At 50.8% G+C, this 23825-nt stretch carries 24 protein-coding genes; 11 read left to right on the forward strand and 13 right to left on the reverse strand.

Going from position 1 to position 23825, the window contains the following annotated elements; all coding sequences use genetic code 11:
• Positions 1–201 (forward strand): IS3 family transposase (locus tag Q5741_RS19720; protein WP_305023320.1); only part of this gene is annotated, 201 nt, incomplete at its 5' end.
• Between the two features lie 137 nt (positions 202–338).
• Here Q5741_RS19720 and Q5741_RS19725 read toward each other — a convergent pair.
• The gene (locus Q5741_RS19725) at positions 339–2180 is read right to left on the reverse strand and encodes a methyl-accepting chemotaxis protein (protein WP_345784175.1); all 1842 of its coding nucleotides are present in this window, start codon (positions 2178–2180) and stop codon (positions 339–341) included.
• A gap of 497 nt (positions 2181–2677) precedes the next feature.
• Here Q5741_RS19725 and Q5741_RS19730 point away from each other — a divergent pair, with 497 nt between their 5' ends.
• Both Q5741_RS19730 and Q5741_RS19735 read left to right on the forward strand, forming a co-directional pair.
• Positions 2678–4039, forward strand: a complete 1362-nt coding sequence (locus tag Q5741_RS19730) for an L-cystine transporter (RefSeq protein ID WP_305025880.1) — start codon at positions 2678–2680, stop codon at positions 4037–4039.
• Between the two features lie 196 nt (positions 4040–4235).
• Positions 4236–4949, forward strand: coding sequence for a queuosine precursor transporter (locus Q5741_RS19735; protein WP_305025881.1), 714 nt, complete (start codon positions 4236–4238; stop codon positions 4947–4949).
• A gap of 39 nt (positions 4950–4988) precedes the next feature.
• Here Q5741_RS19735 and Q5741_RS19740 read toward each other — a convergent pair whose 3' ends face one another.
• Entirely contained in the window at positions 4989–6083 is a 1095-nt protein-coding gene (locus Q5741_RS19740; protein ID WP_305025828.1) for a M24 family metallopeptidase, read from the reverse strand.
• A gap of 118 nt (positions 6084–6201) precedes the next feature.
• The gene (locus tag Q5741_RS19745) at positions 6202–6924 is read right to left on the reverse strand and encodes an MBL fold metallo-hydrolase (protein ID WP_305025829.1); all 723 of its coding nucleotides are present in this window, start codon (positions 6922–6924) and stop codon (positions 6202–6204) included.
• 183 nt (positions 6925–7107) lie between these two features.
• On the opposite strand from Q5741_RS19745, the gene Q5741_RS19750 reads away from it, so the two are divergent.
• Together Q5741_RS19750 and Q5741_RS19755 are read left to right on the forward strand one after the other, a co-directional pair.
• Positions 7108–7242 (forward strand): hypothetical protein, encoded by a 135-nt coding sequence (locus Q5741_RS19750; RefSeq protein WP_305025830.1) that lies wholly within the window; start codon positions 7108–7110, stop codon positions 7240–7242.
• Between the two features lie 107 nt (positions 7243–7349).
• Positions 7350–7862: a GNAT family N-acetyltransferase gene (locus Q5741_RS19755; protein WP_407074392.1), complete on the forward strand. Its 513-nt coding sequence runs from the start codon at positions 7350–7352 to the stop codon at positions 7860–7862.
• 28 nt (positions 7863–7890) lie between these two features.
• Here the strand turns inward: Q5741_RS19755 and Q5741_RS19760 are convergent, their stop codons facing one another.
• The 4 genes from Q5741_RS19760 to Q5741_RS19775 form a co-directional block, all read right to left on the reverse strand.
• Positions 7891–8757 carry an FG-GAP repeat domain-containing protein gene (locus tag Q5741_RS19760; RefSeq protein WP_305025832.1) on the reverse strand — a complete coding sequence of 289 codons (867 nt, stop codon included), beginning with the start codon at positions 8755–8757 and terminating at the stop codon, positions 7891–7893.
• Positions 8758–8988: 231 nt separating this feature from the next.
• Entirely contained in the window at positions 8989–9435 is a 447-nt protein-coding gene (locus tag Q5741_RS19765) for a threonine/serine exporter family protein (protein WP_305025882.1), read from the reverse strand.
• Between the two features lie 68 nt (positions 9436–9503).
• A complete protein-coding gene (locus tag Q5741_RS19770) occupies positions 9504–10253 on the reverse strand; it encodes a threonine/serine exporter family protein (RefSeq protein ID WP_305025883.1) in 750 nt (249 codons plus the stop codon).
• A gap of 75 nt (positions 10254–10328) precedes the next feature.
• Positions 10329–11204, reverse strand: a complete 876-nt coding sequence (locus Q5741_RS19775; protein WP_305025833.1) for a hypothetical protein — start codon at positions 11202–11204, stop codon at positions 10329–10331.
• 349 nt (positions 11205–11553) lie between these two features.
• Between Q5741_RS19775 and Q5741_RS19780 the strand changes: the two genes are divergently transcribed.
• Together Q5741_RS19780 and add are read left to right on the forward strand one after the other, a co-directional pair.
• A complete protein-coding gene (locus tag Q5741_RS19780; RefSeq protein WP_305025834.1) occupies positions 11554–12297 on the forward strand; it encodes an HAD family hydrolase in 744 nt (247 codons plus the stop codon).
• Between the two features lie 324 nt (positions 12298–12621).
• The gene (gene add / locus Q5741_RS19785; protein ID WP_305025835.1) at positions 12622–13671 is read left to right on the forward strand and encodes an adenosine deaminase; all 1050 of its coding nucleotides are present in this window, start codon (positions 12622–12624) and stop codon (positions 13669–13671) included.
• A gap of 80 nt (positions 13672–13751) precedes the next feature.
• Here the strand turns inward: add and Q5741_RS19790 are convergent, their stop codons facing one another.
• Entirely contained in the window at positions 13752–14507 is a 756-nt protein-coding gene (locus tag Q5741_RS19790; protein WP_305025836.1) for a ZIP family metal transporter, read from the reverse strand.
• A 211-nt stretch (positions 14508–14718) separates the two neighbouring features.
• Here Q5741_RS19790 and Q5741_RS19795 point away from each other — a divergent pair, with 211 nt between their 5' ends.
• Positions 14719–15435, forward strand: coding sequence for a DsbA family oxidoreductase (locus tag Q5741_RS19795; RefSeq protein WP_305025837.1), 717 nt, complete (start codon positions 14719–14721; stop codon positions 15433–15435).
• A gap of 94 nt (positions 15436–15529) precedes the next feature.
• On the opposite strand, the gene Q5741_RS19800 is transcribed toward Q5741_RS19795, so the two are convergent.
• From Q5741_RS19800 to Q5741_RS19820, 5 genes are all read right to left on the reverse strand, one after another.
• The gene (locus Q5741_RS19800) at positions 15530–16918 is read right to left on the reverse strand and encodes an APC family permease (RefSeq protein WP_305025838.1); all 1389 of its coding nucleotides are present in this window, start codon (positions 16916–16918) and stop codon (positions 15530–15532) included.
• A gap of 14 nt (positions 16919–16932) precedes the next feature.
• Positions 16933–17859, reverse strand: a complete 927-nt coding sequence (locus Q5741_RS19805; RefSeq protein WP_305025839.1) for an acetamidase/formamidase family protein — start codon at positions 17857–17859, stop codon at positions 16933–16935.
• Positions 17860–17956: 97 nt separating this feature from the next.
• Positions 17957–19294 (reverse strand): hypothetical protein, encoded by a 1338-nt coding sequence (locus Q5741_RS19810; RefSeq protein ID WP_305025840.1) that lies wholly within the window; start codon positions 19292–19294, stop codon positions 17957–17959.
• The gene (locus Q5741_RS19815) at positions 19294–19995 is read right to left on the reverse strand and encodes a response regulator transcription factor (RefSeq protein ID WP_305025841.1); all 702 of its coding nucleotides are present in this window, start codon (positions 19993–19995) and stop codon (positions 19294–19296) included. Before Q5741_RS19815 ends, Q5741_RS19810 begins: the two co-directional genes overlap by 1 nt.
• Positions 19992–20726 (reverse strand): sensor histidine kinase, encoded by a 735-nt coding sequence (locus tag Q5741_RS19820; RefSeq protein WP_305025842.1) that lies wholly within the window; start codon positions 20724–20726, stop codon positions 19992–19994. Before Q5741_RS19820 ends, Q5741_RS19815 begins: the two co-directional genes overlap by 4 nt.
• Before the next feature lie 276 nt (positions 20727–21002).
• Here Q5741_RS19820 and Q5741_RS19825 point away from each other — a divergent pair, with 276 nt between their 5' ends.
• The 3 genes from Q5741_RS19825 (at position 21003) to Q5741_RS19835 (ending at position 23790) form a co-directional block, all read left to right on the forward strand.
• On the forward strand, positions 21003–21896 hold the full coding sequence (locus tag Q5741_RS19825; protein WP_305025843.1) for an aldo/keto reductase: 894 nt from the start codon (positions 21003–21005) through the stop codon (positions 21894–21896).
• A gap of 284 nt (positions 21897–22180) precedes the next feature.
• Complete coding sequence (locus tag Q5741_RS19830; RefSeq protein WP_305025844.1) at positions 22181–22531, forward strand: Na-translocating system protein MpsC family protein; 351 nt, start codon at positions 22181–22183, stop codon at positions 22529–22531.
• 173 nt (positions 22532–22704) lie between these two features.
• On the forward strand, positions 22705–23790 hold the full coding sequence (locus Q5741_RS19835; protein ID WP_305025845.1) for an ABC transporter substrate-binding protein: 1086 nt from the start codon (positions 22705–22707) through the stop codon (positions 23788–23790).
• The last annotated feature ends 35 nt before the right edge of the window (positions 23791–23825 follow it).

The raw sequence follows: 23825 nt of genomic DNA on the forward strand, positions 1-23825 counted from the left end.
AAGGGAAACTGCTGGGATAACGCCTGCATCGAAAGTTTCTTCGGGCATCTCAAGTCGGAATGCCTCCACCTCCACACCTTCACCTCCGAGGAGCAACTCGTGGGAGCTGTTGAACGCTATATTCATTTTTACAACAACGAACGTTTTCAGGAAAAGCTGAACAACCTTAGCCCGGTGGAATACCGAACTAAGGCTGCTTAGTCACAGAGCTATTTTATATCTGTCTACTTGACGGGGGTAACTTCAGCTGCAGTCGGCTTTTTGATTAGCTTGTACCCGTCTGGGATGTTTCACATGCTGTCTTTCTGGTTAAGTACAAATGTTAGATTTAACAAGAGCTATTCAATTTTGAATTTGCTAACGGCTTCCTGCAAGAGTGCGGCCTGCTGATTCAGATGGTTGACCGTCTGTGCATGCTCCTTCATATCGTTCAGCTGATCTTCAGAAATCTGTACGATATGTCCAATAGTCTGTTGGGCTTTCGAAGTAATCTGGGCCGTCTCTTCGACGGATGCGCTGACTTCTTCGGAACCGGCCGAAGCTTCCTCGGTAGCTGCAGATACGGCCTGAATCGTGTGATTAACGCTTTGAATGACCTCAACCAGGTGGTCAAAGGCCCCGCCTGCCTGCTGTACCTTCTCGGTACCGGATTGGATCTCCTGGTTAACCCGGCTCATGGCATCGACGGAGCGCTTGGAATCCTCCTGGATAATGTGGAGATAGGTAGCGATTTCTTCGGCTGCGGTCTTGGATTGTTCGGCGAGCTTGCGTACCTCGCCGGCTACGACGGCAAATCCCCGCCCATGTTCGCCTGCACGTGCAGCTTCAATGGAAGCATTCAGGGACAGCAGATTGGTCTGTTTCGTTATTTCGAAGATGGAAGACAGTACCTGTTCAATCGCCTGAGACCGTTCATTCATGGTGCGGATGTAGGACAGGGACTCTTCCGCAGTCTGTCCGACATAATTCATCTGCTGCATCGCATCCTGTGCCAGCTTGTTGCCGTTCACGGCCTGGTCAGCGGCGGTGCCGATCATTTCCGTTACTTCGGACGCTGATGTCGCGATATGCTGGATACCCTGCGTAATTTCCTCCATAGCCCGGGAATTCTCGGCTGCGCTTGTTGCAATCGCTGTACTGCCCTGCTCGATGCTGTCTGTCAGGTCAACGGAACGGGCAACCATGCCGTTCATGGCTTCCACGCGCTGTCTCAAGTCATCCGATCCTTGAACGACCTCGCTGGAGGAGGCAAGCACCTGCCCGATCATCGTTTTGAGATTCTCGGTCATCAACTGGAAGCTTACAGCCAGCTGTGCAATCTCATCACGTCCGTTAATTTGGAGCTCCTGGGTCAGATCGCCCCGGGATACCTGTCTGCTGTGTTCCAGCAGCTGATCGATCGGTTTGGTCAGACGGCGGACCAGCCAGATGGATACAACCCAGCTGAGGACAAGGACGAGCACCGTAATGCCGATACAGATCCAGGTGATCTGACTTATTTTCTCCTGAATGAAGCTGACGTCCATACTTACAGCGAGAAGCAGCTTGCTGCCTGGAATGCTGAAGTACTCCGTTTTGTGCACACCATACTGGTCGGAATAGACACCGCTGACACTGGTTTTGTTAGCAAAGGCCTCCTTCATGGCAGGCTGAATCTCCAGGGAATCGCCTTCCTTGACGCTGGAACCCTCGGCTTTTACAACCACCGTTGCCTTATCATTGTCATATTCAAGCAGATAGGCTGTTTCAACATTATTTTTCTTGATTTTATCCCGAAGGAAATATTGAAATGAAGTTCTGGCACCTTCACTGTCCTTGCTCTGAATAGCACGGGATGTGTTCATATCGCGGAATACGTCCTGCGCACTTGCAGACAGGGTCTTGTCCAGCTGCGGGAGGACATTACTTTTAATAATATCCGTGGATATCAGATAAAAAGAAATGCTGAATAAAATAGAAGACAAAAGCAGGCTGAGCAGCAGCATAATCCGAATCTTGGCACCGATGGTACCATTAAAACGTAAGAGTCCGGCCCAATCAAGTTCTTTTGCCCTGGCAACCAGGTTGCGACCACGGTCGGAGCCCTTTTTTGGCGTGCCTTTGATTTGCTTGAATCGGTTAAAACGGGGCCAACGGATTTGCTTGGTTTTGGTCACCAATGAGCGAATGAACCGTGACATAATAATTCTCCTTTCTGGTCTTGCCCAATCCACTAACTTTTTGCCCATACTGACCGGCCGTGCACAGGCCTTGAGTATGATGTCACCGTCCGTGAAGATGTTATATTCGCCGAAAACAAGAAGTTTATACCATTTTTAGGACAGAAAACAAGAAAAGTATAGAATAATATGGGTCTGATAGTCTGTAGTTTAGTATATTTTACCTAATAGAACTCTGGTTGAATAGACGCATGTTATATATTTTTTCTTTTTCTCTTGAAAACTTACATAAATCGTTTACAATAAAGAAGTGATTTCTGACCTGTTTAATGGGTTTTATTAAATTACCGAATTAATTTTGTTTATGTTCTAAACCCGGGGTTATAAATCATTAGACATATTTTATATTCATAAGACTCTCCGGCGGAAAAGCAATTCAGCATTGCCTAGAAAAAAAGCGGAGAGCGAGAGGAGCGAGAGGGTTGGATTATCTTCTTACCATTATTAACGTAGCAGTCATGCTGGTACTGCTTGGCGTCCTGTTTTGGATGCAGAAAAAACATATTTCATTTACAAAGCGCGTTTTTACGGCACTGGGCTTTGGTATCGTATATGGCGTAATTCTTCAGCTGATCTATGGAGCAGGCTCTGATGTGCTGGCCAAGTCCGTGGACTGGTTCAACCTGGTCGGTAACGGTTATGTCGGTCTCCTGCAGATGATCGTTATCCCGCTGATCATGGTGTCGATCATCTCGGCGATTATGAACCTGAAGGGCGGCAAAAATTTGGGTAAAATGGCCGGTCTCATTATTGCGGTGCTGTTAATTACGACAGCTATAGCAGCGACCGTCAGCATTGTAACAAGCTTGAGTTTTGATCTGAAATCGATCGAGATTCAGGCAGGAGACCGTGAGCAGGCACAGGTGACGAAGGTGCAGGAGCGGCTCGCAGATGTAGAGGACAAAACGATTCCGCAGCAGATTCTGGAGTTTATTCCGACCAACCCGTTCGAAGATATGACAGGAGCACGTCGTTCCTCGACGCTGGCAGTCGTCATTTTCTCGGCCTTTATCGGGGTGGCTGTTCTGGGTGTTGACCGTAAGAAGCCGGAGCAGGCTGCAACTTTCCGTAATATGATTAACGCTGTTTATGCAGTAGTTATGCGTATCGTTACGATGGTGCTGCGTCTGACACCTTACGGAATTCTTGCCCTGATCACAAAAGTGGTCTCTACAACCAATCCGGATGAGATTCTGAAGCTGATCAAGTTCGTGTTGGCTTCCTATGTGGCACTGATCGTGATGTTCATCATTCACTTGATTCTGCTCAGCATTTTCCGCTACAACCCGGTGACCTATGTGAAGAAAGTAATTCCTACCCTGGTATTTGCATTCACTTCGCGTTCCAGTGCAGCGACGATTCCTCTGAACGTGGAGACCCAGACGAAGAAGTTGGGCGTATCCGAAGGGATTGCGAACCTGTCGGCTTCCTTTGGTGCCACAATCGGTCAGAATGGCTGCGCAGGTATTTACCCGGCGATGCTGGCGGTAATGATCGCACCGACGGCAGGCATTGATCCTACAAGCTGGGATTTCATCCTGACGTTGATCCTGGTTGTCGTTATCAGTTCCTTTGGTGTCGCAGGCGTCGGCGGCGGAGCGACGTTTGCCTCTCTGATCGTGCTGTCGACCATGAATCTGCCGGTAGCCCTGGTAGGTCTGCTGATCTCCGTTGAACCGCTGATCGATATGGGCCGTACGGCACTGAACGTGAACGATTCCATGACTGCAGGGTTGATTACCAGCCGTGTCATGAAGGATAATGATCCGAAAGTATACAACGATATGAATACTGAGCTGGATTCAGCTGCACATGCCTGATGATCAGCCAAACGAAAAAAGCCGGGGCGGCCGCCCTGGCTTTTTTCATCCAAGTTAAGAAGTCAGCAGGTCTGTTCAAAATCACGGCTCTATGGTAGAGTAGATGAAGTTTTGCCGCTGCAGGCGGACAAGACCGCGGTTCGTAACCATCCCGCGATATCAAAACTAGGAGGATTGTATGCTTAATCAGTTTTATATGAATAATCTGGAATGGGGCATTTTCTACGTCCTGGTCAATTACGGATTATTCCTGTTATGCTTCCGCTTGTTCGGGAAGAAAGGGCTGTATGCCTGGATCGGCGTCGCGACCGTCATTGCGAATATTGAGGTCACGAAGACGATCGAGATGCTGGGCATTACCATGACCCTTGGCAATACGATGTATGTCAGCCTCTATATGGCCAGCGATCTGCTGAATGAGCGTTATGGTCTGAAGGAAGCTCGCAAGGCTGTCTGGTTCGGCTTCTTCACGCTGGTCATGACGACGATCCTGATGCAGATGACGCTTGCATTTGAACCGGGAGAGAGCGACTTTGCCCAGCAATCGCTGCAAACCATCTTTGGCCTGATGCCGCGTCTGGCTCTGGCGAGTCTGACGGCTTATGTCATCAGCCAATTCCTGGATGTGAAGCTGTATTCCTGGATTCGCCGGTTCTTCCCGACACGGGGGCAGCTGTGGATCCGGGGTAACGGGAGTACGCTCGTCAGTTCTTTTGTGGATACGCTGATTTTCTGTTCTATTGCTTTTACTGGCGGAGAATACAGCTGGCAGGTATGGCTGGAAATTCTGCTGACCACTTATGTGCTCAAATTTGTTCTTACCGCAGCGGGAACTCCGATTCTCTATATCGGCCGCAGCTTTATATTCAAGGAAGAGCAGGAAGAGACAAAAACCGGAGCCGCTTCATAGCGCTCCGGTTTTTTTGTGCTGCCGTATAGGGCCTCTATGTTAACCGAGGATAGTCAGTTCTTTTGGAAATGAGGTCAGGACTTCCACACCGTTCGCAGTAACGAGAACATCGTCCTCAATACGTACACCGCCTACGCCAGGCACATAAACACCCGGCTCAATGGTGTATACCATACCTTCAATCAGCGGATCCTGGTTACTGCCGTGAAGAGACGGATATTCGTGAATACCCATGCCTAATCCGTGGCCCAGACGATGATTAAAGGCAGGTCCGTATCCGGCCTGCTCAATCACCGACCTTGCCGCCTGATCGACAGAAGCGCACGTTACACCGGGACGGCTGGCTTCAATTCCTTTCAGGTTTGCACCCAAAACAGCTTGATAAATGTTCTCCTGCTCAGGTGTTATGCTGCCATAGGCAAAGGTGCGTGTAATATCGGATGCATAACCTCCGGCATAGACACCGAGATCGAACATAACAAGATCGCCGTACTGCAGTTTGCGTGCTCCTGGGGTACCGTGCGGCAGCGCCGTTTTCTCGCCGAAGAGGGCCATTGTATCGAAGGAAGGTCCGTCTGCACCAAGCTTTTTCATCTGGTACTCCAGCTCGGCAACGAGCTCAACTTCGGTCACACCTTCCTTGACATGGGTCAGGCCATGCCGAAGCACTTCTTCAACGAGTCGGACCGCATGCTTCAAGCGCTGGATTTCTTCTGGAGTTTTGCGTACACGCATATCGCGCAGGACCGGGCCCGCGTCATCATAAGCCACCGCACCGATCACGGCGCTGATCTGCTCATAGCGGGCAAGGGAGACATGCTCCTTCTCTAGGGCAAAACGCTGAGGCGCCTGAAGCCCATGCAGCTGTTCACCCAGCAGCGAGTAAGGGTTATCGGTATCGCGATGCGGCACAAGGCGGAGGCCCGGAGATGCCGCATGGGCGGCTTCAGCATCCAGCGCCGGTACAATCAGAACCGGGTCCTCACCTTGTACAAGCAGCAGGCCCAGGAAGCGTTCATGAGGTTCGCTGGCAAAGCCGGTCAGGTAATAAACATGCTGGGGATCCGTAATCAGCAGCCCGTCCCACCGGTTCTCGGACAGGGAGGCGGACAGCTTTTGCAGATTCGTATTCATAGGTAATTCAATCCTCTCTACTCAGGCTGGCATTCGTATAAATCATACAAGAGACAGCTTCATTTGAACACCTGTGCCATGACTTTGGGATGATGATGAGTGCAGTCAGGAAACGGAATTATTCTGAGGCTTGTCCTGCCAGTGCAGCGATTCGCGCCTGTGGTTCCCGGCTGTACAAACCCCCGTGATAGCAAAGGATCTGTTCAACTGGCAGGGCAGCCAGTTTAGTCAGGCTCTCGATGGCCAGGTTCATGTCAGGTGTAAGGGCTTCGGCAGGGCCGACAAGCTCACCATCAATAACACGCATTGCATCTGCAGCCAGTACCAAGCGTTGGGATGGGAAGTATAGGGAAATGTGACCTGGTGTATGTCCTGGTGTATGAATAACTTCAAGCCCGCCGCCATAAGGAAGACGGTCTCCATCTTCAAGTACACGGGCAATATGCAGATGACTGAGCTTTGAGATAAATTGATTGGCAGTATCCTGCATCGGCTGCGGCATTTTGGAAATGCGCTCCGGCGTAAATTTGATAGATGGTTCAAGCCCGGTAACGGCAGCGACGTCATCTCGATGGACGAAAATTTCAACCTCAGGGAATTGATCCGCCAGTACCGTGACATTACCGATGTGATCGATATCCTGGTGAGTAATCAGAATACGCTTCAGACGGGACAGATCAAGTCCTGCCTTCGTCATAGCTTCCTCCAAGAATGAAGCTTCGCCAAGCATGCCTGTATCTACAAGTGTTAGACCATCAGGATCTTCAATGACTACAGGATGAATATAATGATCTGGTCCCATCGGGACTTTAAGAATATGGATATGTTGGCCAATGTTCATTGTTCTCCGGAAAAATCCGGATACACCTCCCGCGAAATCAGAAATGGGTCATTCATTTTTAAACAATTCTATTTTTTATTATATGCCTGTATGGACATAAATCGCAAAATTCGTCTGTTTATACGCGGAACCCCTTGCGATAAGGCAGCATATTCTCCGGAAGCTGATGGACATAATTGGAATTTGCCAGGTCAGACCATTACAGGCCATTGCTTGTTGGGCATTGCACGGCGGGCCGGCGGGCAGCCGAAGCTTGTGCTTCCACCAGGCAGACTGTTACTTCGAGTGAAAGCAGGCGCAGAGAAGCTGAAATTCTGATATAGCTGTCTTCTGCATTGTCCGGTAGAATAGTAAAGGTACTGCCAGAACAAAGATAACGTTAGCACATTGCTATCAGAGAAGTTATTTACTCAGAACGCGGGGGAATGGGTATGAGCACACAATTCAGCATTGATATTGCACGTTTTGAAGATTTGCCGGCGATTGTTGAAATCTATAATTCCACAATACCTGGACGAATGGCTACAGCAGACCTGGAGCCGGTCAGTGTGGAGAGCCGGATTCCCTGGTTCGAAGAGCATACGCCGGACCGCCGGCCGCTCTGGGTTCTCCGGGAGGGAGAGCAGATTGCCGGCTGGGCCAGCCTTCAATCCTTCTATGGTAGACCTGCATATAATGGTACGGTGGAGCTGAGCATCTACGTGAATGAGCAGTTCCGCGGCCGGGGTGTAGGCAGTATCCTGGTACAGTATGTACTGGATCAATGCCCTCGCCTGGGAGTTCGAACCTTGCTGGGTTTTGTCTTCGGACACAATGATCCGAGTCTGTCGCTGCTGCGCAAGTTCGGCTTTGAGCAGTGGGGATATTACCCGCGGATTGCAGAGCTTGATGGAATTGAGCGGGATCTGGCCATCGTCGGCAAACGTCTTGAGCCTTGAGCCGGCTGCCGGCAGCAGCCGGATTGGATCAGATTCGGTTTGCGGGCATGCTGGAGCCTGCCGGCTGAATGTGAGCGGGGTCTGCTCCGAAAATGGAGGCCCACTGCTGGATAATCTGCCAGCCGTTATTACTGAGTTTCAGCGTATTGACGATATAGCCGAAGCGGTCGGCGTTGTACTGGCCGATAATCCCGTGATAGGCTTGAAGCTCGTAGACTCCATCGCGTTCCAGATCGACCGGGTACAGGCCGCTGAGCGGGGCGATATCGCCTTCCAGCGGCTTTTTAAGCGTGCCATTGGGGTTGTAAATTTCGGACAGATAATCCTTTCCGCGCAGCGAGATATCCAGTAGATAGACCTGGGCCGGCTGCCGGCTTGTCACCTCAAGACGATAGTGATCGAGATACCGGACCTTGAAGGACTGGGACATATTGTAGAGCTCGTAGTCGAAGATCAGCAGCGGAGTGCCGCCATAGAAGGAGTAGATATAATCGTACGTAAAAGCCCCCGAACCGCCGGAATCGATTCGGATGAGAATATCCGCAACGCCGTCACCAACAAAATCACCGGCAAACAATGTGGGATTATACCCTGAATTGGTGGCCAGTGGAACATACGTCGTCTGTTGGCTGGACCCGTTCCGCATGGCGAGCGTGATGTTAGTCAGGAATGGACTATTCTGATCCGGCGGGGTGCCAATCAGATAGACCAGATCAGGTATACCGTCTCCGGTTACATCGCTCCACACACTGGTAATTATGGTGCCGGCAGGTGGAAAGGCTGGTTTGGCAGCTCCTCCTGCCGCTGCAGGCGGCGGGCTGAAGGGAGTCCCAGTCCCGCGGGGGATAAAGGTCTGGCTGTAAGGCTGCGGTGTACGACCGTTCAAATGAAGCATAAACGTCATCTCTCCTTATTCGATCTTTTCACGATGAAGACTGAACTTGTGCATCATATGAAGATCCTTCGGGGCATGTGCCTAGGCAAATGACAATCGGAGAGCAGAAATATTCGAACCATACGCCAATCGCTACCGCTTTCCTACGACAATCATACTGCTGAAATACGAAAAGGGCTGTTCCCGCTGCTGCTTGGCTTGGGAACAGCCCTTTTATATGCTGAAATCCGGTCATGATTTGGTGCCGGACTGGGTTCGTATGCCTGCCCGGCGGATCATCTGGTTAAGAACCTCCGAGAGGACCAGACCTACAGCAATGGAGCCGGAGATCATCATCGCTTCTGCTGCCAGTTCCATAGCGTTGTTATAATCATGCTCCACGAAATTGCGCATTGCGTCATAAGCCATACCGCCGGGAACAAGCGGAATAATGCCCGCGACACTGAAGATGATAACCGGCATTTTGTACAGCCTGGCAAAGGCCTGGCAGACGATGCCGACGATAAAGGTGGCAGCAAGGGACGCTGCCAGGGCATCATAACGATCCACCAGCATAAAGTACACAAACCAGCTGATCATCCCGACCAGACCACACTGCAGCAGCGTCCGGCGCGGTGCATTGAAGATAATGACAAAAGCGGCGGCGGCTATAAAGCTTGTTATTAATTGTTCGAGCATCTGGAATAGCACCTGTTTGCCTCCTTGTATTCAATCCGTGACAGTAGTTCCGGTAGGATGCCTGTCACTTACAGGAAGGACAGAACGACAGCAATTCCGGCTCCGATGGCGAACGCCGTTAGAAAGGCTTCAGCTCCTTTGGACATGCCTGAGACAAGATGGCCGGCCATCAGATCGCGGACAGCGTTGGTAATGAGAAGCCCCGGTACTAGCGGCATGACAGAACCGATGATAATCTTGTCCAGTTCGTGCCCCCAGCCAAGCGTAACGAACAGCAGTGCAGCAAGTCCGACAACAAAAGCTGCGGAGAATTCGGCGAAGAATTTGACCTGGACCAGACGGTGGAAATAATACACTGCCGAGAAGCCAAGCCCGCCGCTGATCAGCGCCGGAATGAAGTCAGGCCAGCTGCCTCTGAACATGATGAGAAAGGAGCCGCTGGCAATAGCCGCGGCTGCAATCTGCACGGGGACCGGATAAGCTAACGAGATATGCTCCAGCTCCTTCAGCCGGATGCGTGCCTCCTCAGCCGTCATCTCTCCGCTGCTGATCGAGCGGGAAATGGCATTCACCTCGGTAACCTTACGCAGATCCGTGGTGCGTTCCATGATCCGGATCAGTTTGGCGGGTTCCGTTCCGTCAATGGAGAAGATAATCCCGGTTGGCGTTACATAGCTGTGAGAGTGCTCCAGCCCCAGCGCATCGGCAATCCGGGTCATCGTATCTTCAACGCGGTAGGTCTCGGCACCGCTCTGCAGCATGATTTTGCCGGCAAGCAGGCACAGTTCAATAATTTGGTATGTGGGAATCGACAACATGAAATTCAAGCTACCTTTCCTATATGCTTGCCTATGTCAAGCGCATTCTGTTCGGATTATTGTATCACAAAGACATCAGGCTTCGATATACGGAATGTAATACGATTCATTCAGCCGGTCTGCTACTTCGGCAAACCCGAATGTGCGCAGCTCCCCGTCAACGAAGGTACGGAGTCCGTCGTCTGTCAGCAGGTGGTTGCTCTGAATATCGCGGACAAATGCCAGCTTCGCTTCCGGAGTTGCGCTGGCAAAAAAGAGCTGTACAGCTGGTCCATTCAGCTGCCAGTCGATCTGCTCGGGCACCGTGTAGCACGTATGGCAGATGTCTCTGGTATCACTGAGTGAACGTACACCCAGCCCGTTCAGCGTAGGAACGGCCACCTGACGGCGGCGATCCTCCATTAAGCGGGTCATATACTCGCACGGATCCGTCACCGGCGTAATGTTAAAGCGCTCCCGGAATCGCTCCCGGACCCGTTCTTGGCGGGGGTCCCCTTCCGTTATAGCATGCAGCTGGTAGCTCTCGGCTGTTCCATCAAATCGTGTCAGCAGCTCGGGGCAGCTGTACAGTACATTCAAAAACTCCCTAATACTGCGCGCAACGAGCCAGACGCTGTTCACCGACATGGGAGCAACTGCTACAATCGGGGCTTCCTCCAGGCTGCGTGTCATGCCGAAATCGGTCAGGAAGCCGTAATGAATGCCGTCTCTCCCTGCATGTGCGAATGGAATAACATCTGGCGGCGTAGGCATGTACCGGGTGCCGGAGCCGCGTTCCATGACAAGCCCCAGATCAAAGCCAAGGGAATGCCGTTCCATTTCCAGTTCGTCCTCGAATCGGATCAGCTCCTTGATGATTGGAGGCATGGTGGGTAACGAAGCGGTTTTTTGGTTCGCGGCGGCCCGTCGGTAGGGTAGGGCAGCACTGCGGCTAAGGGTCTGTATCTTCATAAAAGTCTCTCCTTATATGGGCTTGATCAGTCGTTTATTTGTCATTTTGGAATATACCAGTAGAATCTGCTAATGCTTATCTATTAAACGTTTATTATTTTACAAAAGTTGTTAACAATTTCGTCACCATTCCGGAGTTTGATAGTAATTGGATGGCGGAGCTTAGGTCAGCTATTACCTGCAGCCCTGTACTCTACGTCTATCATATGTTGGCAGCTCTTCGCAAGTGAGGGTGGATGCACAGAAGATAAGAGAAGGCTATAATAGTTGAAAAGCTCAATCACATGTATATTGGACACGATGAGATCAGGTTGAAACCGCAGACAAGGAACAGGAGAAGAGGCAGAAGATGAAAGAACAAGCGGAACAGCGGCTGACGGCCGTTTTTTTTGATGTGGATGACACGATGTATGATCTGCTGGAACCAACCAGACTGGCACTCCGGGAAGTGCTGGAACTGCCGGAAACCTTCGACTATGAACAGGCTTTCCACCAGATACGGCATTATAGTGATGTGCTGTCAGATGAGGCAAAGCTTTCGGACCGGAACCCGGGTGAAGAGGAGCTGTCGGCCATGCGTACCCGACGATACATCCTTGCGATGCGTCGATTTGGTCTGGAGCTGAGTCAGGGTCAGGCGGAGGAGCTTCAAGCGAGGTATGAGGCAAGACAAAAAGAAATCGCACCCTTCACGGGGGCTGTAGAATTGATGAAGCAGCTGCAGGATGGCGGTATGCAGGTGGGATTAATCACGAACGGAGAGCAAAAGCATCAATTCCGCAAAATCCAGACGCTGGGCCTGGACAAGGTCGTGCCGGCCGACAGAATTTTCATTTCGGGCAGTGTAGGGATCGCCAAACCTTCGCCCGGGATTTTTCACTATGTCAATCAGCAGACAGGAACTTCCCCGGAAGAGTGTGTCTATATAGGAGATTCTTGGCGTAATGATGTTGTAGGCGCAATCGCAGCCGGATGGAATATGATCTGGTATAATTACCGCGCTGTGGCTCAAGAGTCGGATCGTATGCCGCTGCGGACGGTTGCAAGCTTTGAAGAGTTAAGGGAGGTTCTTGGAGAGTTATCCCTTATCTAAGGAAGAAAAAAGGATATACGTTATTAGGAAGTTCATTCGCTCAATCCATGTTATGTGCGTGTTATATAAAGAGTGATTCCAGGGGATTCCGCCTATGGAATTTATTTATCAGCATGGATATGTTATAAATATGTATTTTTTTATGACGCAGATGTGCTATTATAGATGGAATATTTGTAAAAAACATCGTTAATAGCAGTGGATAAGCATAACATCGGATCTATATGTAAGTTTATCGGACATCAATTGCTTGTAAGTAGTTAAACGGAAACAAATTCTGGGCTGCGCGTCAGCGTAATCCAATTGGGAGCGGGAGGGAATCTTATGCTGCAGGATAAACAAAAGGAAATTTTGCGTAAAATGCCCAAGCTGGATCTTCATTTGCATCTGGATGGCAGTGTGAAAACAGCTACGATTCTGGATCTCGCTCGTCAGCGCGGCATCAAGCTTCCCGCAGTGGATGCGGATGGGCTGATCCCCCACATGAAAGTCAGCGGGCGCTGCGGAAGTCTGGTGGAGTACTTGTCCAAGTTTGACTTCGTGGCAGGCTTTCTTCACACGGGAGAAGCGCTGGAGCGGGTTGCCTTCGAGCTGGTGGAGCAGGCGGCGGCAGATAACTGTGAATATATTGAGGTGCGGTTTGGTCCACAGCTGCACAGAGGTGAAGGGTTGTCCTGCTATGATGCGATCGGGCATGTATTACAAGGACTGCAGCGGGGTGAGCAGGTTTACGGTGTAACCTCGCGGGCAATCGCGATCTGTCTGCGTCATCACTCCATCCGTGACAATCTGGAAGTAATCGAAGCTGCAGCGGCATACAAAGGTAAAGGACTGGCGGCTGTTGATCTGGCGGGGCCGGAAGCAGAATATCCGGCAGAGCTGCACCGGGAGGTGTTCGAGCGTGCACAGGCGCTTGGCCTGGCAGTTACGATTCATGCCGGGGAAGCGGCAGGTCCCGAGAACATCCGTGAAGCCATTACACGGCTGGGAGCCACCCGTATCGGGCATGGTGTACGCCTGCGTGAGGATAAGCAGGTGTTCCATATGGTGCACGATCAGGGGATTGTGCTGGAGATGTGCCCGATCAGCAACTACCAGACACGCGCTGTAGCGGACTGGAATGTGTATCCGATCCGCGAGTATTTTGATGCAGGTCTGAAGCTGACGGTGAATACAGATAATCTGACCGTATCTAATACCTCTATTCACGAGGAGTACAGCATCCTGATGGATAAATTCGGTTTCAGGCTGAAGGAGATTGGACAACTGATCCTTAATGGAGTGGATGCTGCTTTTCTGGAGCCTGCGGTCAAGAGGCGGATGAAGGAAAGGTTTGAGTCGCGTTTTGCCCAATTGGGTGCCCTGCAGGTGTAAGGCCGGGACCGTACCGGAATCTAAAATAATGAAAGAGGGAAGCTGCCCCGGGCAGCTTCCCTTCTGTGCGTAAAACAAATTCAGGACAATGAGCTTAGTACAAGGGAGGTGAACAGGCCAAGAGCAGTAATCAATCCAACCCAGGGACCGCCTTCCTCATAAGCTTCAGGCATCATCGTCGAAGCGATCATCGCAATGATACCTCCGCCTGCAAAGGCTCCGATGCCGGCCATCAATGGTTCAGGTGCATGCTCCAGCAGCGTATAACCTGCCATGGAGGCCAGAGCCGATATCGCAAGCACAATACCCCACATCAGGAAGATGGTACGCCGGGAATACCCGCCCTGTTTGAGACCTACCGTACTGGATAAGCCTTCAGGAATGTTACTGACGAAGATAGATATAACCAGAAGCCAGCTGACAGATCCCCCGGCCAGCAGACTGGCGCCGATCATGACCGATTCGGGAATGGCATCCATAACTGTGCCGATAAATATGCCAAGGCCGCTGCCGCTGTCCCCCGAGCTTTTCCCTGATGCCTTGTCATCTTGCCCGCCGGAACGTTTTCTGTTTTTGCCGCCCTTTCTGGCAATCATCCAATCGAAGCCTGTGAATACGATTGCCCCCAGCAGGAAACCAATGGCGGTCGGCAGTAGTCCCCCGTCTTCGACAGCGTCTCCCAGCAGCTCGTAGGCAGCAGCACCCATCAAAATGCCGGTACCGAAGGCCATAATGGCAGCAATAATGGCTTTCTTGATTTCGAACCATCCAGCAATTAGAGCTCCCAGCAGGACGGCTGAACCGGAAATGCCGCCCCACATCAATGCAGACCACATAGGCCCTCTCTCCTCTCATGAGGCTGCAGAACGTAACCTCTCTTTTTTGGTTATTATCCATTTACCCACAATTCATGATATGAAAGAGCTTGAAAAGGAAAGGCGTCTAACAACGTTTACTTACACGCAACTTGTAATTTTTGTGGATACAGGTTATTTTAAAATAAAGAGATTCAGGAGCATCAGTTAAATGAGCAGGAGGAGATAGAACATGAAAATAGATATCTGGTCAGATTTTGCTTGTCCGTTTTGTTACATCGGTAAACGCCGTTTTGAAGAGGCATTGGAACAGTTTGCTCACGCAGATGGGGTCCGAACTGTATTCCGCAGCTTCCAGTTGGACCCGCAGGCTTCGGTTCATCCTTCGGGGGATATCCATGATATGCTGGCTGCCAAATACGGAATGCCCCGCGCCCAGGCGAAAGCCATGAACGATCAGGTTACCGGTCAGGCGGCTGAGCTGGGTCTGCATTATGATTTTGATCGGGTTAAACCAACGAATACGCTCGACGCCCATCGGCTGGCTCATTATGCTGCGTCCCAGGGCAAGGGCGATGAAGCGGCGGAACGTCTGTTGAAGGCCTATTTTATAGATGGAGTTAACATTGGTGAACATTCCGTGCTGACTGCGGTGGCTGAGGAACTTGGATTAAGTGTGGAAGAAGTGGAACAGGTGCTGAGCAGCGACAAGTATGCCCAGGATGTTCATCAGGATATCGAGCAGGGGGTTCAGCTGGGACTGACCGGTGTACCGTTCTTCGTGTTCGATAATAAATATGCCGTATCCGGTGCTCAGCCTTCCAGCCTGTTTCTTGAGGTATTGAACAAGGTGTGGGAGGAGAATCAAACCGTTCAGCCTCTGCCCGTGATTAAAACGAACGGGAGTGCACAAGGCGGTGAATGTACCGACGATTCGTGCACAATATAAGTAAAATAAAAATCCCCTCTTGGGGCGAGTGGAACATCATCCGATGTCCTTCCTCGCTCCCGCGGAGGGGATTTTCTTCATTAAAGCATACTAATTACATCAAATCATCGCTGAGAGAAGAGCCTTTCTTCGTCAGCTTCAGGTAGATCATATACAGAATTCCGATTGCCATCCAGACCAGTCCCACCTTCTTGGAGGCGGCGTCCAGATTCAGCCAGACATAACCGATGACTACAAATCCGATGATCGGGAACAGCAGGTGATTGATATAATCCTTGCTCTTCTGCTTACGCAGGAAGTAGTTCACAACCGCAATATGCAGGAAAAGGAATGCTGTAAGGGCACCGAAATTCACCAGAGAAGCCAGGGTGCTCAGATGGGAAGCAAAACCGAATGTAACAATAATGGAAATTACCGCCACCAGCAAAATGCTGACATAAGGTGTTTTGTACTTGGCATGAACCTTCGATAGAACGGAAGGAAGCTTCTTGTCACGGCCCATACTGTACAAAATTCGCGAGATGGCTGCCTGTGCAACCAGTGCGTCTGCAAGTCCCCAGGCTACGGCTGTTGCTACAATCGTTGTCCATTTGAGCCAAGGGCCGCCAGCGATCTCGGCAATCTGATAGAATGCAGTGTCTGCGTTCTCAAAGGTGGTGTAGTCCGGCCAGATCAGCGCAGCCAGCCACGTCTGGATAATAAACATGATGCCAACCACGAGGAGGGAGAAGATGACAGCGCGCCCAACTGATTTCTTGCCGCCTTTGGATTCCTCTGCAAGGGTGGAGATGGCATCAAAGCCCAGGAAGCTGAGAACGGCAATGGATACGGCACCCATAACGACATTAAGACTGAAATGGTTTTTGTCATACAGCGGCTTAAAGGTGAACTCCGCTCCATTCACGCCTTTCACCAAAGCGATAATCGCCGTAATGATAAATACAGCCAGTACAATTAATTCGAGCGCAAGTATAATTTTGTTTGCCTTGCTGGTAAATTCAATGCCCAGCATATTAATCAGCGTGTTGACTACGATAAAGATCAGCAGCCATACATAGATAGGTACATCAGGCAGCACGTCACCGAGGGCTGCCGAGCTGACCAGGTACATCAGGGATGGGATCAGAATGTAATCGAGCAGGATTACCCAGCCTGCGAAGAAGCCGACATATTCATTAATTCCGCGCTGGGCATAGGAATAGACGGAGCCGGCAATGGGAAAGGCCTCAGACATGCGTGCATAACTGAGTGCGGTGAATATCATGGCCACCATCCCGATGAGGTAGGCCAGGGCCACCATTCCGTGCGAGCCTTGGGCCACCTGGCCGTAAATGCCGAAGGGAGCAATTGGGACCATAAAGATCAATCCGTAGATCAGCAGATCCCAAAAGGAAAGGGAACGGCTTAATTCCTGCTTATAACCGAACTGCTCCAGATTTCCGCTGTTTGTGGACGAAGCAGGTGTTGTTTTTTGTTCGTTCATCAGTCCATCTCCTCCTATTCAGCCAGGCTGCCGTTAAAAAGTTGAATGTTGTATGCGTCCAGTACCTGACGGGGGACGAAGAAACGTGCCGTCATCAGCGGGTCTACAATTTGAGATATTTGTGACTGTCCGACCGCGCTGAACAGCATTGTTAATTCGCCTAGGGACAGATCTGTATGAGGGAGAAGTGTATCTGCCATGATCTCTACTGCTGATTTGGCAGCTTCGTCCAAGGTTTCCTTGGAGACGAGGACAGCAAGACCATCTTTATTTTCGAGGAAAGGATAAGGAATGGATTGTCCCTTAATGACATCAAGTGTGACGGTTACTTCAGCCGGAATTTCGATACCGGATACACCAACCTCACCATCGCCCATGGCCGCATGCAGATCGCCGAGAGCGAACAGCGCGCCGGGCTGATATACAGGGAAATACAGAACCGCGCCCGTCGTTACGAGAGTTGTATCCATGTTGCCGCCATGTGAACCTGGCGTGCCGCAGGATACAGGCTCCTGTTCCGGTGCCACGCCGATAACGCCGATCATCGGATTCAGGTCCAGCTGCAGCTTGTCGTTGAACAGGGCTTTACCGTTCTGGACAGGGATGATTTTGACTTCAAATTCATTCAGACGATGTCCCATAATGCCGAGCTGAGGGCCCGTTGCCATCACGCCCTGTGGCCCAAGGTCAATCTGCTCGATCGTCACCTTCAGAATATCCCCGGGCTCCGCACTTTCCACATAAACAGGACCTGTTGCGGGATTGATACGGTTCCAGTCAATCGTGCTGTAGGTCGTATCAGCATGCTGAATCTGATTTTGGAAGCAGTCATAGGTTTCGATCACAAGCCGGCTTCCGGGCGATACCTGCACAGCGGGCTCTGTGTTCTTATCGAATGCGTAGATAAAATGCTCCTTCTCAACTTTCAAGCCATTAGTCATGATGAATCCCCCTCCGATATTTTTTACTCATTATAAAGCGGGCAGGGGGATTGTATTTGTCTTTATATGGACTGTTTTTGCATTCATGTTAACAAAATTACGTTTTACGGATTGCAACTAACACAATAATGTAAGATAAAATAACATTTATGATCGATCCGTACAACCAGTCGCTCCAAAGCGCAGCTATCCAGCCGATTAGTGCTGGAACCCAGATTGTGACGGACCAACTGACCCCTCGGCGTGCCGGACTGTGCAGAAGGCGCACCAACGGCATCGTTCCTGCAAGATACAGCTGAAGGTAGAGCAGGCCGGCCGCTTCGAGATAGGAGCCGGAGAACAGGGAGGCTGGCCAGAGCGGCAGGCAGAAGAGAACACCAGCAAGATAGAGTGAATGCACCTTACTTCCGGAATAGAGGGAACGCGGAAGCAGACTCACCATACCCTGCAGCGACATCCCTGCGCCGAGCAGACATGAGCAGAGGAGCCAGCCGGTTACTGCATAGGTCAGCGGTACATGGAGATGAGCCGAGAGGGAGGCGCTGATCAGGCTCCAGGAGATGGGGGCGGCCTCGCTTGGAGCGTCAGCTGAAGAGAGCAGATAGATCAGCATGGCGCCAGCCGCGAGCGGTACTGCACTCCAGCACAGCGCCGCCAGACTGTAGATCACGGCTGCCCGTTCAGGCTTGGCTCTGCCAAGCGGTCTGTGGATCAGCATGCCGCTCAGCAGCCTGCCCACGATAAATACCATGAAAACGGCGCTGCCGGCATAGAGCTTCCAGTCTGCTCCTCCTGAATGAAGCGCTGCAGACTCTAGCCGCTCACTGATAGGAGCAATTCCTTCAAAAGTGTATACGGAGAGCGGCAGCAGTGTCAGAATTACAAAGGCTGCCGCAAATAACCATAGCCCCATCTGCCAGAATCCTTTTGCCCCGCCGATCACCGCAAATATAACGCAGAAGCTCAGCATGCAGAACACACTCCAGACCGGACTGACCTTCAGCATAAGGTGCAGGAACAAGGCCATGAAGCCAATGTTGAGCACAAGCCCTTCACTGCCCAGCAAGAGCAGCGTCAGACCACCCGCACGGCGGCCAACGGAGGTGAAGCGCTGTTCCAGCAGGTCTTCCTCACTGCCGGCGGTCTTAACCATCAACAGATGGAATCTGCCCCTGAACCCGAGAGCTATCAGCACCGCTGCTCCTGCGACTGCCGCTGCGGATTCAGCAGCATAGCCATACTGCACCGTAAGGAAGAGGGGAAGAAGAAAGGTCAGGCCGCCGGTCAGGGAGAACAGCAGAAAGACTACGTTTTGAGGCATACGGCAACCCAGACCGTCATTCAGAAAATCCGGAATGGATCGGTGCTCGGCGAGCAGATGCATATGAAAGATCAGAAGTCCAACACCGAACAGCAGGATCATATACCAGTCCATTACAGCTCGCGCTCCCGGTATTTGGTCGGTGTAATGCCTACAATCCGCTTAAAGGCTTTGCTGAAATGATGCTGGCTGGATAACCCGACCTGTTCAGAAATTACCGTCATGCTAAGACCAGGCTGTTCGACCAGCAGCTTTCTGGCTTGATGGATCCGGTAAGACAGCAGATAGTCCTGGAACGTTTCACCAATTTCTTCAGAAAAGCAGCGGCTCAGGTAGGAGGGGGTCACCGGAATCTCTGCAGCAATATCCTGCAGGCTCAACTTATCCGCATAACCAAGCCGGATGCGTTCCATCGCATATTGGACGTGTGTACTTCGGCCCGGAGTATAATGCTGTTTCTTCATAAACCGTTTCAAGGCGAGCTGGAGTTCCTGTTCTGTAAACGGCTTAGGCAGGAAGTCCAGCGCATCTACCTGTATCGCACGCCGTGCATACTGAAAATCATGGTGAGCCGAGACGATAACGACCTCCATTTCGGGCTGCTTCTGCTTGCACTGTGCTGACAGCTCCAGACCATCACAGCCCGGCATTCGGATATCGATGAAAGCGAGCTGGATATTCGCCTGGTTTACAATTTTCAGTGCACTCGCAGCATCTTCGCCGCGGTAAAATTTCCACATCGGATATTCCCGCCGCAGCAGAAATTCCATCTGTTCCACTTCCAGATATTCATCGTCTACAATTAATACATTCATTGGATATCCCCTTCCGGTACATAAGGCCAGCTGACTGCAGCCTCTGTGGCTCCTTCGGCATTCTTCTCCAGTGTCAGGGAGGAAGTTAGATCGAACAGCAGAGCAAACCGCCGCCGCAAGTTGGATAATCCGATACCGCCTGCATGGTTCGGGGCAATCGCCCCGCCGCCGTTGTCGATAACCTTAAGCGTGACCCAGTTGCTCTCACGGAGCAGTGTAATCCGGCAGTGTTTGTCGCCAGGCGTCTGCTCCAGCCCATGCTTGAACGCGTTCTCTACCAGCGTCTGCAGAGTGAACGGCGGAATCAGACTGCCGATTGCTATTGGATCGAGATCATAGGAGATATGAAGACGCGGGCCAAAACGCAGCTGCTGGATGGCCAGGTAATGGCGAGTATGCTCAAGCTCTGAACGAAAAGGAACCAGATTCCCCCGCTCCTGGTAGCGGTAGCGCAGGAACATCGAGAACTGTTCCATACCCTGGATCATATCCTGATGCCGGCCAAGCCGGCTGAGAGACATAAAGGCGTTCAGGGAGTTGAACAGAAAATGAGGCTGAATCTTCTCGCTGAGCTGGTTATACTCGCTCTGCTGAAGCTCTTTCTCCAGTCTGACTTTGACGTTCTCCAGCTCCAGCACATCCAGCTCGTTATCCAGGATGCGCAGCATCAGCAGAATGGCCGCAGCTATAATGGGAATCACAATGCCTGCAAAGATCATCATCGTCATCATGAATGGTTCAACCCCTGTATTCATTTGTGTTAAGGCAAGCATTAATATATTATCGTATCACGTTAAAGCGTTACCTTACAACGAAAATTCACGATCGAACAAGCGATGGAAGAAGCAGAGACTATCGTCCTGATTGAGTGGTCTAGAGAAAAGCTCGGCACGATGATTTTTGTAAACGCTTTTAAAAAACGGCAGGAAGGGTAAATAACCATGTTGAATGTTTTAGCAAACAGGGACTTGGCATGACCTAACAAGGATCGAGGAGGGATTGGAAGTATGGAGAAGAGAAGTTATGGACAGACCGGAATGGAAGTGAGTGTACTTGGCTTCGGCGGCTCGGAGATAGGCAGCGGAGTATCCCGTGAGGACGTAGACCGTCTGCTGCATAGTGCACTGGATGCCGGATTAAATGTCATTGATACGGCCGAGTGTTACGGAGACAGTGAGGAGCTGATCGGCAGCGTTCTGTCGCAGCGGCGAGACAGCTACTATCTGTTCACCAAGTGTGGGCATGCTTCAGGTCTGGATTATGCGGACTGGGATCCAGTCCTGCTGGAGCAGACGATTGAGCGGAGCTTGAAGCGATTGAAAACCGATTATGTCGATATGATACATCTCCACAGCTGCTCTGAAGAGGTCCTGCGTCAAGGGGCTGTCATTGAGGTACTGCAGCGGGCGAAGGAGGCGGGCAAGACCCGTTTTATCGGCTACAGCGGTGACCGGAATGATGCACTTTATGCGGTACAGACCGGTGTATTCGACAGTCTGGAGACATCAGTGAATATTGCCGACCAAGAGGTACTGGAGCAGACGATTCCCGAAGCGCGCAAGCGGGGGATGGGCATAACGGCCAAACGGCCGATTGCGAATGCGGCTTGGACATTTGATACAATGGATGAGACGGCTTATCCCTTCGTTTACTGGAACCGGTTGCGTGAGCTGAACTATGATTTTCTGGCCGGAGATGTGTCGAAGGCGGTAGAATCTGCACTGAAATTCACCTTGAGTGTACCGGGCGTCGATACCGCCATTGTCGGTACAACCAAACCGAACCGCTGGCAGCAGAATGCTGAACTTCTGCAAGGCGGTATGCTGACTGAGGATGTGTTCCGCCAGATTCGGAGCCGCTGGCATGAGATTGCCGGTGAGGATTGGGTCGGGCAGACGTAATCGCCTCCCGAGTGTTGGGCTTCCCTATATTAATAACATGAGATGAAAGCCGCCAGGACACTGGCGGCTTTTTTGCATAGGCAGGCAGTTGAACAGGGACCATAGAATCAGGAAACAGCCATGAATCCGTGTAAATTGGATGTATTATTGTTAGGAATGTTCGTATTTTTAGTAAAAAAACGAATAAATTTGGTTTTGGGGTTGTCGAATGTTATACATTTGTCTATAATAGGACTTGTTACCGGGTTGAATGTACGGTAATCCTGACATGAGGGTGAGAGATCATGACACGGCTAAACAGTCTTGATAGCAACGAAACCAAGAAGAAGATGTGCCAGATTTATAATGAGATCTCCAAGGAACTGTTCGGGTTCGGTACGACTCTCCTGAGAGTAAGTATTGATCAGAACATCGTCACCTTTTATGCCAAGCATCGCCGTTCACCTCGATCGGATGCCCTGGAAGGGGAAGCCCCCGGCTTGAAGCTGGAAGTGGATTTCCGCATGTCTCTTCTATATAAGAAGAAGTTCAGGGAGAAGCTCGAGGAACTCATGGATCTTCCGATTGAAGCTGTGCTGCGGGATTATGACTCCCCGACACAGTATGCGATTACGAATGTGATTCTAGCAGGCTAGTCGATGATAACTTCATATTGGGAGCATTCCTTTCGGATCTATCTGACGGGGAGTCCTTGAGAAGCAGCGGGTAATCTATTTTCTTTGTTTACAGAGAAAAGTGTTCTTGTCTATAACAAGAATGCTTTTCTTTTTTGTTTTTATTATATTACTTTTCTGGAGGGGTTTAGAGGATGAAAGCGAAAAAATGGTTGAGTGGCATGGCAGTAGCAGCATTGACATCCGTATTGCTGGCAGGATGCGGCAGCGGGGACAGCACTTCAGGAAGCACAGCGAGCAGCGGCAGCAGCAGTTCCGGTTCGCAGGAGAAGCTCGTCATTTCTACCTGGGGGTTCTCGGAGGAATTCTTCAACTCGGAAGTATTCGCCCCATTCGAGAAAGCCAATAATGTGAAAATTGTGCTGGATACCGGCAATAACGCAGAACGCCTGAACAAAATCCGTCAGGGTACTTCCGATGTGGACGTCGTGTATCTGTCCGACTACTATGCGCAGCAGGCGATCAATGAAGGCCTGTTTGAGAAGATCGACCGCTCTAAAATTCCTAATGTTGAAGATATCTATGATATTGCCAAAGCTCCGCTTGGTGAGGACTATGGTCCGGCCTATACAGTAGGGCAGCTCGGTATTGCTTATAACCCGGCTCTGGTGAAGAAGGACGTAACCTCCTGGGGGGATCTGTGGGGTGCAGATTTCAAGAACAACCTGACCATTCCTAACATTACAGCTACAGCCGGACCGATGGTGCTGGATGCGGCATCCCGGGTGGCCGGCAGCAGTACTTTTAATGAAGATGCAGCGTTCAAAAAGCTGTCCGAACTTAGCGGCAACGTGGTGAAATTCTATACGCAGACCTCCGAGTTCGTCAACATGTTCTCCCAGGAAGAGATTGCCGGCGGTCCTATTATGGAGATGTACTTCAAGGATCTGAAGGATGCAGTGCCGGATGCCAAATTCGTGGTTCCTTCTGAAGGAGGCTACGCGGTCATGAACACCCTGAATGTTGTCAAAGGTTCAAAGCATAAGGAGCTCGCCGAGAAATTTATCGACTGGCAGCTGAGCAAGGAAGTGCAGGAGAAATCCGCCAAAGCCAAAGTCGATTCCCCGGTGAACGCCAAAGTCATTTTGTCTGATGATGAAGCTCAAGGTGTTACGTACGGTGCCGACGTTGTATCGAAGCTGAACAAGCTGGATATGAAAATGGTCAACGACCAGATGGCAGCTTGGACAGATCGCTGGAATAAAGAAATCGCCAACTGATCCCAATCGAACTTAATATTAATCTACAGATAAAG

It is taken from the genome of Paenibacillus lacisoli (genome assembly GCF_030580655.1).
GTDB classification, from domain to species: Bacteria; Bacillota; Bacilli; order Paenibacillales; family Paenibacillaceae; genus Paenibacillus; species Paenibacillus lacisoli.

Excerpts from the sequence above, each read along its gene's own strand:
- Q5741_RS19760 (WP_305025832.1), bottom strand. The coding sequence starts at position 8,757 with ATGCTTCATTTGAACGGTCGTACACCGCAGCCTTACAGCCAGACCTTT.
- Q5741_RS19725 (WP_345784175.1), bottom strand. The coding sequence starts at position 2,180 with ATGTCACGGTTCATTCGCTCATTGGTGACCAAAACCAAGCAAATCCGT.
- Q5741_RS19820 (WP_305025842.1), bottom strand. The coding sequence starts at position 20,726 with ATGATGACGATGATGATCTTTGCAGGCATTGTGATTCCCATTATAGCT.
- Q5741_RS19800 (WP_305025838.1), bottom strand. The coding sequence starts at position 16,918 with ATGAACGAACAAAAAACAACACCTGCTTCGTCCACAAACAGCGGAAAT.
- Q5741_RS19835 (WP_305025845.1), top strand. The coding sequence starts at position 22,705 with ATGAAAGCGAAAAAATGGTTGAGTGGCATGGCAGTAGCAGCATTGACA.
- Q5741_RS19745 (WP_305025829.1), bottom strand. The coding sequence starts at position 6,924 with ATGAACATTGGCCAACATATCCATATTCTTAAAGTCCCGATGGGACCA.
- add (WP_305025835.1), top strand. The coding sequence starts at position 12,622 with ATGCTGCAGGATAAACAAAAGGAAATTTTGCGTAAAATGCCCAAGCTG.
- Q5741_RS19795 (WP_305025837.1), top strand. The coding sequence starts at position 14,719 with ATGAAAATAGATATCTGGTCAGATTTTGCTTGTCCGTTTTGTTACATC.
- Q5741_RS19740 (WP_305025828.1), bottom strand. The coding sequence starts at position 6,083 with ATGAATACGAATCTGCAAAAGCTGTCCGCCTCCCTGTCCGAGAACCGG.
- Q5741_RS19830 (WP_305025844.1), top strand. The coding sequence starts at position 22,181 with ATGACACGGCTAAACAGTCTTGATAGCAACGAAACCAAGAAGAAGATG.
- Q5741_RS19780 (WP_305025834.1), top strand. The coding sequence starts at position 11,554 with ATGAAAGAACAAGCGGAACAGCGGCTGACGGCCGTTTTTTTTGATGTG.
- Q5741_RS19815 (WP_305025841.1), bottom strand. The coding sequence starts at position 19,995 with ATGAATGTATTAATTGTAGACGATGAATATCTGGAAGTGGAACAGATG.
- Q5741_RS19735 (WP_305025881.1), top strand. The coding sequence starts at position 4,236 with ATGAATAATCTGGAATGGGGCATTTTCTACGTCCTGGTCAATTACGGA.
- Q5741_RS19770 (WP_305025883.1), bottom strand. The coding sequence starts at position 10,253 with ATGTTGTCGATTCCCACATACCAAATTATTGAACTGTGCCTGCTTGCC.
- Q5741_RS19790 (WP_305025836.1), bottom strand. The coding sequence starts at position 14,507 with ATGTGGTCTGCATTGATGTGGGGCGGCATTTCCGGTTCAGCCGTCCTG.
- Q5741_RS19765 (WP_305025882.1), bottom strand. The coding sequence starts at position 9,435 with ATGCTCGAACAATTAATAACAAGCTTTATAGCCGCCGCCGCTTTTGTC.
- Q5741_RS19755 (WP_407074392.1), top strand. The coding sequence starts at position 7,350 with ATGGGTATGAGCACACAATTCAGCATTGATATTGCACGTTTTGAAGAT.
- Q5741_RS19810 (WP_305025840.1), bottom strand. The coding sequence starts at position 19,294 with ATGGACTGGTATATGATCCTGCTGTTCGGTGTTGGACTTCTGATCTTT.
- Q5741_RS19805 (WP_305025839.1), bottom strand. The coding sequence starts at position 17,859 with ATGACTAATGGCTTGAAAGTTGAGAAGGAGCATTTTATCTACGCATTC.
- Q5741_RS19730 (WP_305025880.1), top strand. The coding sequence starts at position 2,678 with ATGCTGGTACTGCTTGGCGTCCTGTTTTGGATGCAGAAAAAACATATT.
- Q5741_RS19775 (WP_305025833.1), bottom strand. The coding sequence starts at position 11,204 with ATGAAGATACAGACCCTTAGCCGCAGTGCTGCCCTACCCTACCGACGG.
- Q5741_RS19825 (WP_305025843.1), top strand. The coding sequence starts at position 21,003 with ATGGAGAAGAGAAGTTATGGACAGACCGGAATGGAAGTGAGTGTACTT.